Here is a 13,379-nt window from a genome sequence, read left to right as displayed (position 1 = left end):
AGAGCTTGCAGCTCCTCACGAGGTTGGTACGGTCTGGTTGCGCCCCGCGCGCTTGGCCATGTACAGCGCCGAGTCGGCCTGCATCAAGAGGGTCTTGAACTCGGGCGTGGCGGGCACGCAGCTGTAGACGCCGAGGCTGATGGTCACGACGCCGCCGGGGTTGTCGACATGCTCGATCGCCAGTTCCTGTACCGCCAGGCGGATGCTTTCGGCCAGCACGTAGGCGCCGCCAGGCTCGGTGTCCGGCAGCAGCACCGCGAACTCTTCGCCGCCGTAGCGCACCGCCAGGTCCGAGGGGCGCCGCACGCACTGGCTGATGGCCCGGCTGACGGCGCAGATGCAATGGTCGCCCGCCACATGGCCATAGCGGTCGTTGAAGCTCTTGAAGTGGTCGATATCGAGCATGATCAGGCTGATCGACGAGCGCTGCCGGGCCGCCCGCAGCCACTCCAGTTCCAGGTTGCGCTCCAGGTGCCGGCGGTTGGCCAGGCCGGTCAGGCCGTCCTGCAACACCAGGGTCTCCAGCACCGAGCGGGCTTTCTTCAAATGGCTTTCCACCCGCAGGCCCTTGCGCACCTGTTTGAACAACAGGATGCCGACCAGCAGATTGACGAGCAGCACCACGGCGATCATCGCGGTCAGCTGATAGGTATCGGCGCGCCAGTTGCTGAGAATGGACTCCTGGGAATTGGCCGCCGCCACCACCAGCGGGTACTTGTACAGCACCCGATAGCCGAACAGGCGGTCGACGCCGTCGATGATCGACTTGACCATGACCGTGTCGGCGGGGGCACGGGGTATGTGCACGGAGAAGATTTCGCCCCGGGCCAGGGACGCACCGATGAGCTTCTCGTCGAATGGCCGCCTGGCGATGATCGTGCCCTGGGGCAGGGCGAGAAAGATCGCGCCCTTGTCGTCGATGCTGAAACGATCGAAGAAGGTGTCGAAGTACTCCATCTTGATGGTCGCCAGCACCACGCCCTTGAAGTTGCCCTGGGCGTCGTTGACCCGGCGCGAGAAGGGGATCACCCAGTCGCCCGTGGTCTTGCTGCGCAGGGCCGCGCCGACCCTGGGGGACAGGGTTGCATTCTCGCGGTGGAACTTGAAGTAGTCGCGGTCCGAGTTGTTCGCCTTTGGCGGCTTGTAGTCGAACGAGGTGAGCACCCAGTTGCCTTCCCGGTCATAGAAGAACAGGCCGTGCAACTGTTCGGTGGTGAACACGCGCTTTTTCAGCAGCTTCTGGGTTTTTTCCAGGGCCTGGGGCGACAGGTCGTCGAGGCGCTCGATCAACTCTTCGAGGATCAGGTTGGCTTCGTCGAAGGTATCGGTCGCCTGTTGTGCCATGGACAGGGCCAGGTTGCCGGAGATCAGCCGGGCTTGCGCCAGTTCATGGGCCTTGCTGTTGATGACCTGGATGCCATAGATGCTGAGAATCGACACCGCGACCACCATCAGGAAGGCGATGGTGACCGCCAGTGCGGGAAGTCGTTTCGACTCCAGGGCAATATCTTCGGGGCTGATGTCGGGTTTTCCGTCCATGGTGTTCCTTGTCTTGCCGGGAGTGAAACAGGGCTGTCGTCGGGCTCCTCGATGACAGCTGCGGCTCGTTGAAAAAAGTTGCCAGGGCCTTAGCCACGATAGCTCAGGGCTTCCCACCGCAAGATAAAAAACAGGGCGCTCGCCGGCGGTGCGCCCTGCAGGGGCCGGTTCATGCGCTGGGCTGGGCCGGTGGCTCGCCAGCCGCCTTGTCCTGGCTGTCGCTGATCAGCATCAGGTTCTGCGGCGACGACAGGGCGATGCCCACTTCGCGCAGGCGCCCGAGGATGGTGAACAGCAGGTCGCTGCGGGCACCGGACACCGAGCGCGGGCTGCCGACGTAGCCGCTGACGCTGATGATCAGGCCATTGCTGGTCAGGTCCTTGAACGATACCGAGGTCGCCGGCGCCTTGAGAATCGCCTCGTGCTCGGCATAGGCCTGCAGCAACAGCTCGCGCACCTGCAGCACATCGGTTTCCAGGGGCAGGGTCAGGGTGATGCCGACCACGCCCAGGGCGTTGTCCATGGTTACGTTGCGCACGTTCTGCGAGATGAACTGCGAGTTCGGCACGATCACCGTGGATCGGTCGGACATCTGGATTTCCGTGGCGCGCACGTTGATCCGCCGGATATCGCCCTCGACCCCGGCCAGGCTGACCCAGTCGCCGACCTTCACTGGCCGTTCGGTGAGCAGGATCAACCCGGAAATGAAGTTCTGCACGATGGCCTGCAGGCCGAAACCGATACCCACCGACAGGGCGCTGACCACCCAGGTCAGGTTGGTCAGGTTGATCCGCAGGGTCGACATCACCACGATCGCCAGCAGGACAAAGCCGATGTAGCCGACCAGGGTCACCAGTGAGGCACGCATGCCGGCGTCCATGTTGGTTTCCGGCAGCAGCCGCTCGCTCAGCCAGCGCTTGAGCACACGCACGGCGAACATGCCGCCGACCAGGAACGCCGCCGCCAGCAGCAGGTCCTGGGGCACGATGTTGAGGTTGCCCAGGGACCGGCCGCTGACATCCAGTTGGGCAAAGCCTTCCAGCAGTTCCCCCGGGCTCGAGCCGGACGGCATGAAGGCCAGCAGCGCCGCGGTGAACAGCAGCAGGGTCCGGCCGATGCCCGCCAGCACGGTGGTGGCCTGGGCCTGGTGGCGCGGCGACAGGCCCAGGGCCGCCGCCAGCGCCAGGCCGCCGGGCTGCTTGGGCGACAGCAGGGTTTCGCAGAGGTCGCCGAAGCAGGCGATCAGCAGGTAGGCGCTGGTGGTCACCACGCTGATCCACAGCAGCTTGACGGTGAGGAAGTACGCCAGGCTCAGGTAGCCGCTGAGCAGCGACAGCAGGATCACCGCGACCCAGACCGCCACGATGAAGGGCAGCAGCCCGGCGATGCCGGTGGGGCGCTCCAGCTCGAAGCGCCGGCGGGTACGGCGATGGCGCAGCAGGGCGAAGAAAAAGATCAGCGCGGTGACCAGCGCCGTCAGGCCGTTGACCGCCACGGTCAGGGCCAGGCTGCTGGCGATCACGCTGTTGATCCGTTCCTCGCCGGCGGTGAGCAGCAGCGCCAGCGCGAGGATCAGCGGGAACGGCCCCAGGGCTGTGGCGATCTGATCGGGAATCGGCGGCAGGCGCCAGGACGGCCGCGACAACATCAACATGGCGCGGCCGAGGCCGACGATGAAGGAGCAGAAAATCAGCAGGGTCAGCCACTGGCCGATCAGGTTGAGCACATCGGCGCTCAGGGTCGCACTGTTGACCAGTCCCCAGCGCAGCAGCGAGGCGGCGGCATTGATGGTGACGATGGTCGCCAGCCCCACGGTCAGCGCCAGGGCGCTGCGGCGCAGGCGGCCTTCGGGCAGCCAGCGGATCATCGACCAGATCGCCAGGCGTTCCAGCAGGCGCCGGCCGACCACCCAGATCAGCGCCGCGATGACCAGCGTGGTGATGAACAGCCCGCGATTGCCGGGGGCCAGTGCCGTATCGAACGCGGTCCAGACTTCGTCGGAGAGGCGGTTCAGGCGCCTGAGGTCATCCTCGGTCGGGCGGATCAGCGTGGACCAGAAGGCCGGGCTGAGGGGGCTCGCCGAGCGGGTGCTGATCTGCGAATTGAACAGGCTGCGCCGCAGGTTGATGATCTGCGCGGCGAGGTCGCGGCCGGACTGGCTGAGCAGGTTGGCCTGGCGCTCTTCGTCGAGCAGGTTGTCCTTCTGCGCGCTCAGCACCTGGCGCTGGCTGGTCAGGCTGGGCGCTTCGTCGGGCAACGGTGGGCCGAGGACCTTGAGTTGGTCGTCCAGGCGCTCGATATCGGTAGCGCGCAGGGCGATCAGGCTGTCGGCCTGCTTCTGCACTTGCAGCGCGGCCTGGCGCAGGTCCGAGAGCAGGTCGTCGTTACCGCTCGCCGACACGCTCTGGCGGATCAGCTCCAGCCGGTCGTTGAGCTGCTCGAGATCCGCGCCCTCGGCCAGCAGCGGCAGCTGATTGCGGGCAACACTCTGCGGCCCGGACGCCGGGGCCGCGAAGGCCGGCAGCGCAATACACAGCAACAGGGCCAACAGCCCCATCCCCCAGCGGTTCTGTCTCACTCGCCGCATCTGTCATGTCCTCTTTTGCTGTTCACCAGCCCTGACGAGCATAGACCGCGCCCTCCCGGCATAAATTCCCCGGTGGGTGGCCCGCTGCCGTGGCGATCAGGGTGGCGCAGCATGCCGGTTTATGCGGTGTTCGAGAACGGGGGCGGTGAAAAAATCCTTAAGGGGAAACCAGGCCGCTCAGCGCCGGCCGCCGCGATAGGCCCCCGGTGGCAGCCCGGTCCATTGTTTGAAGGCGCGCTGGAAGGCGCTGGGTTCCGAGTAGCCCAGGCGTTCGGCCAATTTGGCGACGCTCACCGAGCCGCGGGCGAGCAGGGTGCAGGCCAGGTCCCGGCGTAATTCATCGCGCACCCCGAGGAAGGTCACGCCGAGCGCTGCCAGCCGGCGGGCCAGGGTCTGCCGCGAAATGCCCAGGGCCCTGGCCGCCTCGAGTTCCGACAGTCCGGCAAAGGGTTCGGCGGCGCACAGCAAGGCGCGCAGGTGGGCTTCGAAACTGGCCAGCGGGCCGGGGGCGATCACCGCCGGTAACAGGTGGCGGGCGAAGCGCGCCGCTTCCGCCGGCCGGCGCATCAGCGGCGCCTGCAGGTTCACCGCCGGCAGCTCCAGCCATGCCTGCGTGGCGAAAGCCGGTTGGCGGCCGAACAGAAAGCGCGTTTGCGCGGTGAAGGCGCCGAGGTGCCCGGGCAGGACGATCCGCCGCAACGGCAGGGTTTCGCCAGTGAGCCAGCTGCCGGTGTGCCAGAGCGCCAACAGCAGCATATGCGGCCAGAGCACCGAGTCGGTTTGCGCCCCGGGGCGCGGTGTCAGCACCAGGCGGGCAATCCTGGCGTGTTTTTCCAGGCGCCAGGGCGGCGAATCGTCGAACAGCTTGTAGAAGCGCGCGGCCTCTTCGAAGGCATCGGCCAGGGTCGGCAGGTGCACCAGCAGCCGCAGCAATTGCTCGAAGCTGCCCGGCGGCACGGTGCGGGCGAAGAAACCCAAGGCTTCGTCGGCGCCGACGCCCACGGCCAGGCGACTCAAGGCGCGGTAGTTGAGCGGCGCCACGCGATAGCCGTCGCGCAGGGCTTCCCTGGGCAAGTCGCAGCGCTCGAGCAGCGCGGCGCGTGCGTCGGCGTCGAGACGCAGTTGCCCCAGCATCTCGCGCACAAAACGCGCGGGAATGGTCGGGGCGACGATCCAGTGCGGGTAAGGGCGGGTCATGTCAGTTGAGGCAAAGCGTCATTGGCGGCCACTCCGGCGTCCTGCAGATTGATGCGACCCACTCCCAGGAGCCAGTCGATGACAACCACAACCTTGCCCGAGCGGCACGACTACATGAGCAACGGATGCGCCAGGACCTATAGGTCGACCGCCGGTACCCAGCCCGCCGTGCCCGCCGCGCAACTCGACGAGCTGATGGCCCGCCTGCAACGCGACGGCTTCGTGGTGCTCGAACGGCTGTTCGATGAGCAGCAGGTTAGTCGCATGCGCGAGGATCTGCTGGGACGTTTCTGCCAGACCGGGCGCAACTCGTTCGAGGGCGCACGCACCCAGCGGTTGTATGCGGTGATTGCGAAAACGCGGGTCTGCGATGGGCTGGTGGAGCATCCGCTGATACTGGGCCTGCTGGACCGACTCCTGGCGCCCAATTACCTGCTGTCGCAGCTGCAGGCGATCAATATCCTGCCGGGCGAGTGCGCCCAGCACCTGCATTACGACGATGCCTTCTATCCCATGGCCCGCCCGCGGCCGGCCTATGGCGCGGCGACGATCATGGCCCTGGACGACTTCACCGGCGACAACGGCGCCACCGTGGTGATTCCCGGCAGCCATCTGTGGGACGGGCGCCTGCCCACCGCCGCCGAACAGGCCGCCGTGCTGCCGGTGGTCATGCCCAAGGGCTCGGTGGTGTTTTTCCTCGGCACCCTCTGGCACGGCGGCGGCGCCAATCGCAGCGGCGCGCCACGCCTGGCGCTGACGGCGCAGTACTGCGAACCCTGGGCGCGCCAGCAGGAGAACTTCATCCTGTCGACCCCGCGCCACGTCGCCCGGCAATGCAGCGAACACATCCAGCGCATGCTCGGTTACTCGATCCACGCGCCGTTCATGGGCATGGTCAATGGCATGCACCCCAAGCGCATGCTCGAAGAGCCGCAGGGGCGCTGAGTGCTGCCAGGCCGAGGGGCTCAGTTGCCATCGGCGACCTTCCTTTCTATCTCGGCGATTTTCCTGGCGATGTCCTCGGCCTCCTGCTCATTGCCTTGCGCAGGGCCAGGCGTGGCGGCGTCATCGAGGCCATGGCTCTGTTCTTCCTCGTCGCCAGGGTCCGGCTGCCCGGGGCGTTCTTCGGGGGCGGTCCCAGAGGCCGATGTGGATGCTTTCGGATAGTGCGATTCAGGATTCATGCTGGGGCCCTCGCTGGGGTTCTTCATCGCCAAGGGGGAGGTCTATACCCCGAAAGGAAAGGTGTCTTCTTCATGACTGAGACCGCTCGCCACCGGCAGGGGGGTAACGGCACCGGTCGTTTCATGCCAGACCAGCGCATCGAACTGCTCGCCCAGCACCGCCTGGAAATAATGGCTCTGGCGCTCCGTCGCGGGCCGGTAGATGACGCCGATCGCCCGCTCCAGCAGCGGTTCGGATAGCGCCTGGCGCAGGTCTTCGCGCTCGGGGGCGCGCCAGTCGGTCAGCGAGGCGGGAATGCCCGCCTGGAGAAACTGCTGCTCCCAGCTGTCCGCAAGGGAAGGCCGCACCTCCTTGATCCCCATGTCACCGTCCCAGTTATCGGCGGCCACCACCTGGCCACGGTCGGTGCTCATGCCGATCAGCACGGCAGCGTCGCCGTAGGCCGTGCGGCACAGCTGGCCGATGTTGAATTCGCCGCGCCAGCCCATGTCGGTCGCCGCCGCGTTGCCGATGTGCGAGTTATGCGCCCAGACCACTGCCTTGGCGCCCGCGCCGCGGTGCGCGAGCAAGGTCTGCAAGGTATCGAACATGTGCTTGTCGCGCAGGTTCCAGGAGGCGGCCGAGCTTCGGTACATGGCCCGGTAGTACTGTTCGGCGGAGCGTACGACCCGGGCATTCTGAGTGGCGCTGAAGAGCGCTTCAGGGTTGCTGGCAAGGCGTTCGCTCAACAAGGTGTTCAACTGCTGGACCACCGCTTCTTCGCAGGAAGCCTCGTGCCCGCGCTCGACGAAATGGCCATACAGCGCCGGGTCGTCCTGCCAGGGCGTCAGGCAGCCATAACGGTGACGGGCTTCATGCGCCAGCCGGGCGTCGGTGCGATCGAGGTAGGCCAGTACTTCGCTGATGGAGTTGCGCAGGCTGTAGACATCCAGCCCACGAAACTCGACGCGCTGCTGCGCGGGCAGGGGGCGATTGTGGCGGTGCAGCCAACGGATGAAGTCGCACACCTCGACGTTGCGCCACATCCAGCTCGGAAAGCGGCTGAACGCCTGCTGCCCGGCGGTGGACGGGCCGAGGTCGCGCACATGCCGGTCGATGTGCCCGGCGTCGGGCCAATCGGCCTCGATGGCGACGATGCTGAAGCCGTGCTGGGTGATCAGCCGTTGGCTGATGGCCGCGCGGGTTCGATAGAACTCACGGGTGCCGTGGCTGGCTTCGCCGATCAGCACCACCCTGGCGTCGGCATAACGCTCGAACAGCTCGCCGAAAGCCGCGGACTCGAGTGGGGGCAGGGGTTCGGCGTAGCGGCGCAGCAGGGCCTGGAGCCTACTGACAGGCTCCTTGCCACGCCCGGAGATCTCCTGCCGGCCTTTGCGTGGGTTCATGGCGCAGCCTCCTTCCAGGTAGAGGATCTGAATTGCCAGGGTCGATACAGAGGAGACGTCGCCGAAGAGAGGGTGTTCCCGCCTGGGGACCGAAGGTCGGCCAGTCAACGCCTGGATGCCATCAGCCCACCGGTAAACACCGGCTGTGGCCAGGATTTCAATGGGCCTTGGCCACGCCCTGCAGCTTATGAGCGGGCCATCGAAGAAGCGGTGGTGCAAAGGGTCGCCGCGTCTCTGGACGATGGCGAAGCTATTTTGGAGGACCGGCTATTACCCGTTCGTGGCGTCGCTCATAAGCTGGGTCCGTCGACCAAAGGCCAGTTGTTCAAGGCCTGGTCAGCGTTTCTGAACCTGCAAGAGAAGCACACGAGAATGAAAAGACTGCACAAGAAAATCGCCCTGGTCACCGGCTCGTCCAAAGGTATCGGCGCCGCCATCGCCAAGCAGCTGGCCAGGGACGGCGCCACGGTGATCGTCAACTACAGCCGCGGGCGCGAAGAGGCCGAGCGGGTGGTCGAAGAGGTCCTGCAGGCGGGCGGTCGCGCCCATGCCATCCAGGCGGATGTCGCCAATGCCCTGGAAGTGAAGGCGCTGTTCAAGGCCATTGTCCATGAGCACGGCCATCTCGATATCCTGGTGAACAACGCCGGCGTCTATTCCACCGCGCCCCTGGCCGAGATCGATGAGCAGGAGTTCCACCGCCAGTTCAACCTCAACGTCCTGGGCCTGATTCAGTGCACCCGCGAAGCGGTCGGCGTGTTCAACCCGGACGGCGGCAGCATCGTCAACATCAGCTCCAGCGTCACCTCGTTCACCCCGGCCCATTCGACGGTCTACACCGCCTCCAAAGGCGCGGTGGACGCCATCACCAGGACCCTGGCCAATGAACTGGGGCCGAAGAACATCCGGGTCAACTCGGTCAACCCCGGGCTGGTGGTCACCGAAGGCGTGCATGCCAGCGGCTTTTTCGAGGATGCCTTCCGGCAGAAGATCGAAGCCATCACACCTTTGGGGCGGATCGGCAAGCCCGAGGACATCGCCCCCGCGGTGGCCTTCCTCGCGTCCAGTGATGCCGGGTGGATCACCGGCGAAATCCTGGTGATCGGCGGCGGTCTGCACTAAACCTTGGAGTCAGCCTTGGAATCAGCCTCGACGGCGGCCGACTGCTCGCGCTGGTACTGGCGTGGCGAGTGCGACATGACCCGCTTGAACGCGGTGCTGAAGGCGCTCTCCGATTCATAGCCCAGGGAAAACGCGATGGTCGCCACCGAGTCGCTGGAGTTTCTCAGGCGATCGCCGGCCAGCAGCATGCGCCAGTGGGTCAGGTATTCCATTGGCGCGGCGCCGACGATCTGCTTGAAGCGCAGGGCAAAGGCCGAACGCGACATGGCCGCCAGCCGCGCCAGTTCCTCGACTGTCCAGCGTCGCGCCGGAGCGGCGTGCAGGGCGCTCAGGGCGGCGCTGAGGTTGCGGTCCGCCAGGCCGAAAAACCAGCCCATGTCATCGCGGTCCAGGTCGTTGCGTTCCAGGGCAGCGAGGTGGGCCCGCAGCACCTCGACCAGCATGATGTGCGCCAGGTGCTCGTTCATCAGCGAGCGGCCGGGCCGCTGCTGTTGCAGCTCGGCGGTAAAGCGTTCCAGCGCCCAGCGCAGGATCGACGCCTGCGGCGAGTGGCCCTGCACATGCACCAGCGAGGGCAGGGTACTGAGCAGGAACCGGGTAGGAATGCCGGTGAAGTCGAAACGCCCGCCCACCAGTTGCACATCGTCGCCGCCGTAATCGAGGGTGAGTTCGTCCGGGGCCGGGGTTTGAAAGAAGCCTGCGGAGTCCATGGCCGGCACGGACAGATCGCTGGACAAGGTAAAGGGCAGGCCCCGAGTCATCAGGAAGCAGTCGCCTTGCTGGAGGTGCTGCGGCGCTTGTTCGCCACTGACCTTGACCCAGCAACTGCCCTTGACCACGGCCGTGAACTTGATGCCGGCCCGGCTGGGAAAGTCGAAGGCCCAGTCGCCGCCCAGCTTCAAGGCCGCCGAATGGTAGTTACGGATTCTCAGCAGCGAAAGGACACCGGAAAGCGGATCCATGGGGCACCTTTTTGGACGATTGGCAAAATTTAACCGACTTTAGCATGCCGATAATCCCGGAACGGGGCTGCCAGGAGGAAATCCTCGGTCCAGGGTTGTCGCCGAAAGTCATTGCCCGCGGCCCTGAAAGAACACGTCGCCGATCACCCCGAACACGGTGCTTTTCAGGGCATTGTCCAGTTCCACCCAGGCCAGGCCAGTGGTCGCCCGGTAGTCCCCCAACTCCAGGGGGCGGACCACGACGTTGGCGGGTACTGCGCGCCCGGCGTGGGCGGGCAGCAAGCCAATGCCGAGCCCGGCGGACACCAGGGCGAGCATGGTGGTGAACTCGCCCAGTTCCGCAGCGACTTCCAGTTGCCGGCCATGGCTGTTCAGCACTTGCATCAGTTGATCGTGAAAGCCCGGGGCGTAACGCCTGGCCAGGATCAACACCGGCAGTTGCGCCAGCGCCGCCGGTTGCAGGGTGGTGCACGAGGCCAGCGGATGATCGCTGGGGAGCGCGACCATGAAACGCTCCTGCAACACCTCGCGGGTCTGGATGCCGGGAATGATCGCCGGCAGGCGCATCAGGCCGAAGTCCAGCTGGCCGTTTTTCAGCGCTGCGGCCTGGTCCGGCCCCGGCATGTCCTTGAGTTCCAGCTCGATACGCGGGAAGCGCTGATGCAGGGCGCGGATCAGCGTCGGCAGGAACTCCGGCAGTACCGAGGAAACGAACCCCAGGCGCACGCGGCCGATTTCCCCACGGCCCGAAGCCCTGGCCACATCCATCGCGTGAGCCGCCTGATGCAAGGTCGCGCGGGCCTCGGGCAGGAAGATCGCCCCGACTTCGGTCAGCGCCACGGCGTGACGGTTGCGTTCGAACAGGCGCACGCCCAATTCCTCCTCCAGCAGCTTGATCTGCATGCTCAAGGCCGGCTGGACAATGGCCAGCCGTTGCGCCGCGCGGCCGAAATGCAGCTCTTCTGCCAGGGTCACGAACGAGCGCAGGTGTTTGATTTCCATCGGGCGACTCCAGGCTGAAAACGATTCGAGGCGGTGATCACGAAGGTTGATTACCAGATCACCAATGACGATTGGACAGCACCCGCCAGCTGCGTTGAAGTGCCCGCAAGGCCCATTTAAAAAACAGCGGCCGTCTTGTGGAGAAAAGCATGTCATTCAATCCCGGTTGTTTCCAGCTGGATGGGAGAAGGGCCCTGATCACCGGTTCAGGCAAGGGCATTGGCCTGGAACTGGCCCGGGGCCTGGGCGCCGCCGGCGCCAAGGTGGTGATCAACGATCGTAATAGAGACAAGGCCCAGGCCGCTGCCCGGCAGTTGCGCGACGAGGGCATCGGCGCGGAGATCGCGGTGTTCGACGTCACCGATCGCGCCGGGCTGTTCGAGGCCATAGACACCTTCGAGACGCAGGTCGGGGCCATCGACATCCTGGTGAACAACGCCGGCATCCAGCGGCGCGCACCGCTGGAGGATTTCGCCGCCGAGGACTGGCACGCGCTGATGCGGGTCAACCTGGACGGGGTGTTCCATGTGTCCCAGGCCGTGGCGCGGCACATGATCGGCCGGCGCCGCGGCAAGATCATCAATATCTGCTCGGTGCAGAGCGCGCTGGCCCGGCCGAGCATCGCCCCTTACGCGGCGTCCAAGGGCGCGGTGAAGATGCTCACCCAAGGCATGTGCGCCGAATGGGCGCGCCATGGCATCCAGGCCAACGGCCTGGCCCCGGGCTATTTCGCGACCGAAATGAACCGGGCGCTGATCGACGACCAGGGGTTTTCCCAATGGCTGTGCAAACGCACGCCGGCCGGGCGCTGGGGCCGGGTCGAGGAGCTGTGCGGCACGGCGGTGTTCCTGGCCTCGGCGGCCTCGGACTTCATCAATGGCCAGACGATCTTTGTCGACGGAGGATTGACCAGCGTCGTTTGAACCCCGCACCCATACCTGAAAAACAACAACAAACAGGGGACACCCATGAGCCATCTCAACGAACCGGCACTGCCGCCGCACACCCGCGATCAGGCCGGGCATGCGCCAACCACCGCCACGGGCTTCGCGCCCAGGCGCTGGCTGTACCTGATTCCGCTGATCTTCATCACCTACAGCCTGGCCTATCTGGACCGGGCCAACTATGGCTTCGCCAGCGCGGCGGGCATCGAGCAGGACCTGGGCATCAGCAAGAGCACCTCGTCACTGATCGGCGCCTTGTTCTTCCTCGGCTACTTCTTCTTCCAGGTACCCGGCGCCATCTACGCGCAGCGCTACAGCGTGCGCAAACTGGTGTTCTGCAGCCTGATCCTGTGGGGCCTGTGTGCGATGGCCACCGGCCTGGTGACCAATATCCCGATGCTGATGGTGATCCGGGTGTCGCTGGGCATAGTCGAAGCCGCGGTGATGCCGGCGATGCTGATCTTCATCAGCAACTGGTTCACCCGCCAGGAGCGTTCGCGGGCCAATACCTTCCTGGTGCTGGGCAACCCGATCACCGTGCTGTGGATGTCGGTGGTCTCGGGCTACCTGATTCATGCCTGGGGCTGGCGCGAGATGTTCGTCATCGAAGGCGCGCCGGCGGTGCTGTGGGCGTTTGTCTGGTGGCGCCTGGCGCGGGACAAGCCCGAGCAGGTCGACTGGCTGAGCCGGCAGGAAAAAGACCGCTTGGCCGCCATCCTCGCCGAAGAGCAGAAAGGCCTGAAGGCCGTGCGCAACTATCGCCAGGCCTTCACCAGCCCGCTGGTGATCCAGCTCTGTGCGGTGCATGCCTTATGGAGCATCGGCGTCTACGGTTTCATCATGTGGCTGCCGACCATCATCAAGCAGGCGGCCGCCACGGACATCGTCACGGTCGGCTGGCTGAGCGCGGTGCCTTATGTCGCCGCCGTCGCCGCCATGCTCGCGGTGTCCTGGGCATCGGACCGCTCCGGGCGGCGCAAGTCGTTTGTCTGGCCGCTGCTGGGGGTGGGCGCGCTGGCGTTCTTCTGCTCGTACTTGCTGGGGCCGTCGCACTTCTGGCTGTCGTTCGCCTTGCTGACCGTCGCCGGCGCCGCGCTCTATGCGCCTTACGGGCCGTTTTTCGCGCTGATCCCGGAAGTGCTCCCGGCCAATGTGTTCGGCGGGGCGATCGGCCTGATCAACGCCTGCGGCGCGCTGGGGGCCTTTGTCGGTTCGTGGATCGTCGGCTATCTGATCGGCCTCACCGGCAATCCCGGGGCGGCCTATGTGTTCATGACCCTCGGCGTGCTGTCTTCGGCGCTGCTGATGGCCGTGGTGAAGGTCCGGCGTTGAGGTCACGCCGGGCAATACCTCTGGGGCAACCGTCGCGCCGTCTCACCGGGCGACGACAGAACCCGGGGCCGACGGCTGCCTCGCCATTGCGCCAGCCCACCGGGTAGATACCGGCCACAGCCGT

At 65.8% G+C, this 13,379-nt stretch carries 11 protein-coding genes; 4 read left to right on the top strand and 7 right to left on the bottom strand.

Translation table 11 applies throughout. The features are described 5' to 3' along the window. Positions 1–15: 15 nt before the first annotated feature. From AC3RCP_RS16595 to AC3RCP_RS16585, 3 genes are all read right to left on the bottom strand, one after another. Entirely contained in the window at positions 16–1,539 is a 1,524-nt protein-coding gene (locus tag AC3RCP_RS16595) for a sensor domain-containing diguanylate cyclase (RefSeq protein ID WP_101338043.1), read from the bottom strand. A gap of 169 nt (positions 1,540–1,708) precedes the next feature. Beyond that, the gene (locus AC3RCP_RS16590) at positions 1,709–4,126 is read right to left on the bottom strand and encodes a DUF3772 domain-containing protein (RefSeq protein WP_492570431.1); all 2,418 of its coding nucleotides are present in this window, start codon (positions 4,124–4,126) and stop codon (positions 1,709–1,711) included. Between the two features lie 177 nt (positions 4,127–4,303). Beyond that, positions 4,304–5,323, bottom strand: coding sequence for a helix-turn-helix domain-containing protein (locus AC3RCP_RS16585; protein ID WP_101338041.1), 1,020 nt, complete (start codon positions 5,321–5,323; stop codon positions 4,304–4,306). A gap of 78 nt (positions 5,324–5,401) precedes the next feature. On the opposite strand from AC3RCP_RS16585, the gene AC3RCP_RS16580 reads away from it, so the two are divergent. Continuing rightward, positions 5,402–6,268 (top strand): phytanoyl-CoA dioxygenase family protein, encoded by an 867-nt coding sequence (locus tag AC3RCP_RS16580; protein WP_097136182.1) that lies wholly within the window; start codon positions 5,402–5,404, stop codon positions 6,266–6,268. A 20-nt stretch (positions 6,269–6,288) separates the two neighbouring features. Here the strand turns inward: AC3RCP_RS16580 and AC3RCP_RS16575 are convergent, their stop codons facing one another. Then, positions 6,289–6,507: a hypothetical protein gene (locus AC3RCP_RS16575; RefSeq protein ID WP_101339433.1), complete on the bottom strand. Its 219-nt coding sequence runs from the start codon at positions 6,505–6,507 to the stop codon at positions 6,289–6,291. A 42-nt stretch (positions 6,508–6,549) separates the two neighbouring features. Next, complete coding sequence (locus AC3RCP_RS16570) at positions 6,550–7,893, bottom strand: erythromycin esterase family protein (protein WP_492570430.1); 1,344 nt, start codon at positions 7,891–7,893, stop codon at positions 6,550–6,552. A gap of 372 nt (positions 7,894–8,265) precedes the next feature. On the opposite strand from AC3RCP_RS16570, the gene AC3RCP_RS16565 reads away from it, so the two are divergent. Beyond that, positions 8,266–9,015: an SDR family NAD(P)-dependent oxidoreductase gene (locus tag AC3RCP_RS16565; RefSeq protein WP_007925493.1), complete on the top strand. Its 750-nt coding sequence runs from the start codon at positions 8,266–8,268 to the stop codon at positions 9,013–9,015. On the opposite strand, the gene AC3RCP_RS16560 is transcribed toward AC3RCP_RS16565, so the two are convergent. Beyond that, on the bottom strand, positions 9,012–9,977 hold the full coding sequence (locus tag AC3RCP_RS16560) for an AraC family transcriptional regulator (RefSeq protein ID WP_492570429.1): 966 nt from the start codon (positions 9,975–9,977) through the stop codon (positions 9,012–9,014). The genes AC3RCP_RS16565 and AC3RCP_RS16560 overlap by 4 nt on opposite strands. Positions 9,978–10,085: 108 nt before the next feature. After that, on the bottom strand, positions 10,086–10,979 hold the full coding sequence (locus tag AC3RCP_RS16555; protein WP_492570428.1) for a LysR family transcriptional regulator: 894 nt from the start codon (positions 10,977–10,979) through the stop codon (positions 10,086–10,088). Positions 10,980–11,128: 149 nt separating this feature from the next. Here AC3RCP_RS16555 and AC3RCP_RS16550 point away from each other — a divergent pair, with 149 nt between their 5' ends. Together AC3RCP_RS16550 and AC3RCP_RS16545 are read left to right on the top strand one after the other, a co-directional pair. After that, the gene (locus tag AC3RCP_RS16550; protein ID WP_007925497.1) at positions 11,129–11,902 is read left to right on the top strand and encodes an SDR family NAD(P)-dependent oxidoreductase; all 774 of its coding nucleotides are present in this window, start codon (positions 11,129–11,131) and stop codon (positions 11,900–11,902) included. A 45-nt stretch (positions 11,903–11,947) separates the two neighbouring features. Then, complete coding sequence (locus AC3RCP_RS16545) at positions 11,948–13,255, top strand: MFS transporter (protein ID WP_492570427.1); 1,308 nt, start codon at positions 11,948–11,950, stop codon at positions 13,253–13,255. Positions 13,256–13,379 lie beyond the last annotated feature (124 nt).

Source organism: Pseudomonas sp. GW822-FHT05A08 (assembly GCF_058800485.1).
This window is presented reverse-complemented; position numbering and strand designations above follow the sequence as displayed.

Coding starts and splice junctions, on each gene's coding strand:
- AC3RCP_RS16595 (WP_101338043.1), bottom strand. CDS start 1,539: ATGGACGGAAAACCCGACATCAGCCCCGAAGATATTGCCCTGGAGTCG.
- AC3RCP_RS16590 (WP_492570431.1), bottom strand. CDS start 4,126: ATGCGGCGAGTGAGACAGAACCGCTGGGGGATGGGGCTGTTGGCCCTG.
- AC3RCP_RS16585 (WP_101338041.1), bottom strand. CDS start 5,323: ATGACCCGCCCTTACCCGCACTGGATCGTCGCCCCGACCATTCCCGCG.
- AC3RCP_RS16580 (WP_097136182.1), top strand. CDS start 5,402: ATGACAACCACAACCTTGCCCGAGCGGCACGACTACATGAGCAACGGA.
- AC3RCP_RS16575 (WP_101339433.1), bottom strand. CDS start 6,507: ATGAATCCTGAATCGCACTATCCGAAAGCATCCACATCGGCCTCTGGG.
- AC3RCP_RS16570 (WP_492570430.1), bottom strand. CDS start 7,893: ATGAACCCACGCAAAGGCCGGCAGGAGATCTCCGGGCGTGGCAAGGAG.
- AC3RCP_RS16565 (WP_007925493.1), top strand. CDS start 8,266: ATGAAAAGACTGCACAAGAAAATCGCCCTGGTCACCGGCTCGTCCAAA.
- AC3RCP_RS16560 (WP_492570429.1), bottom strand. CDS start 9,977: ATGGATCCGCTTTCCGGTGTCCTTTCGCTGCTGAGAATCCGTAACTAC.
- AC3RCP_RS16555 (WP_492570428.1), bottom strand. CDS start 10,979: ATGGAAATCAAACACCTGCGCTCGTTCGTGACCCTGGCAGAAGAGCTG.
- AC3RCP_RS16550 (WP_007925497.1), top strand. CDS start 11,129: ATGTCATTCAATCCCGGTTGTTTCCAGCTGGATGGGAGAAGGGCCCTG.
- AC3RCP_RS16545 (WP_492570427.1), top strand. CDS start 11,948: ATGAGCCATCTCAACGAACCGGCACTGCCGCCGCACACCCGCGATCAG.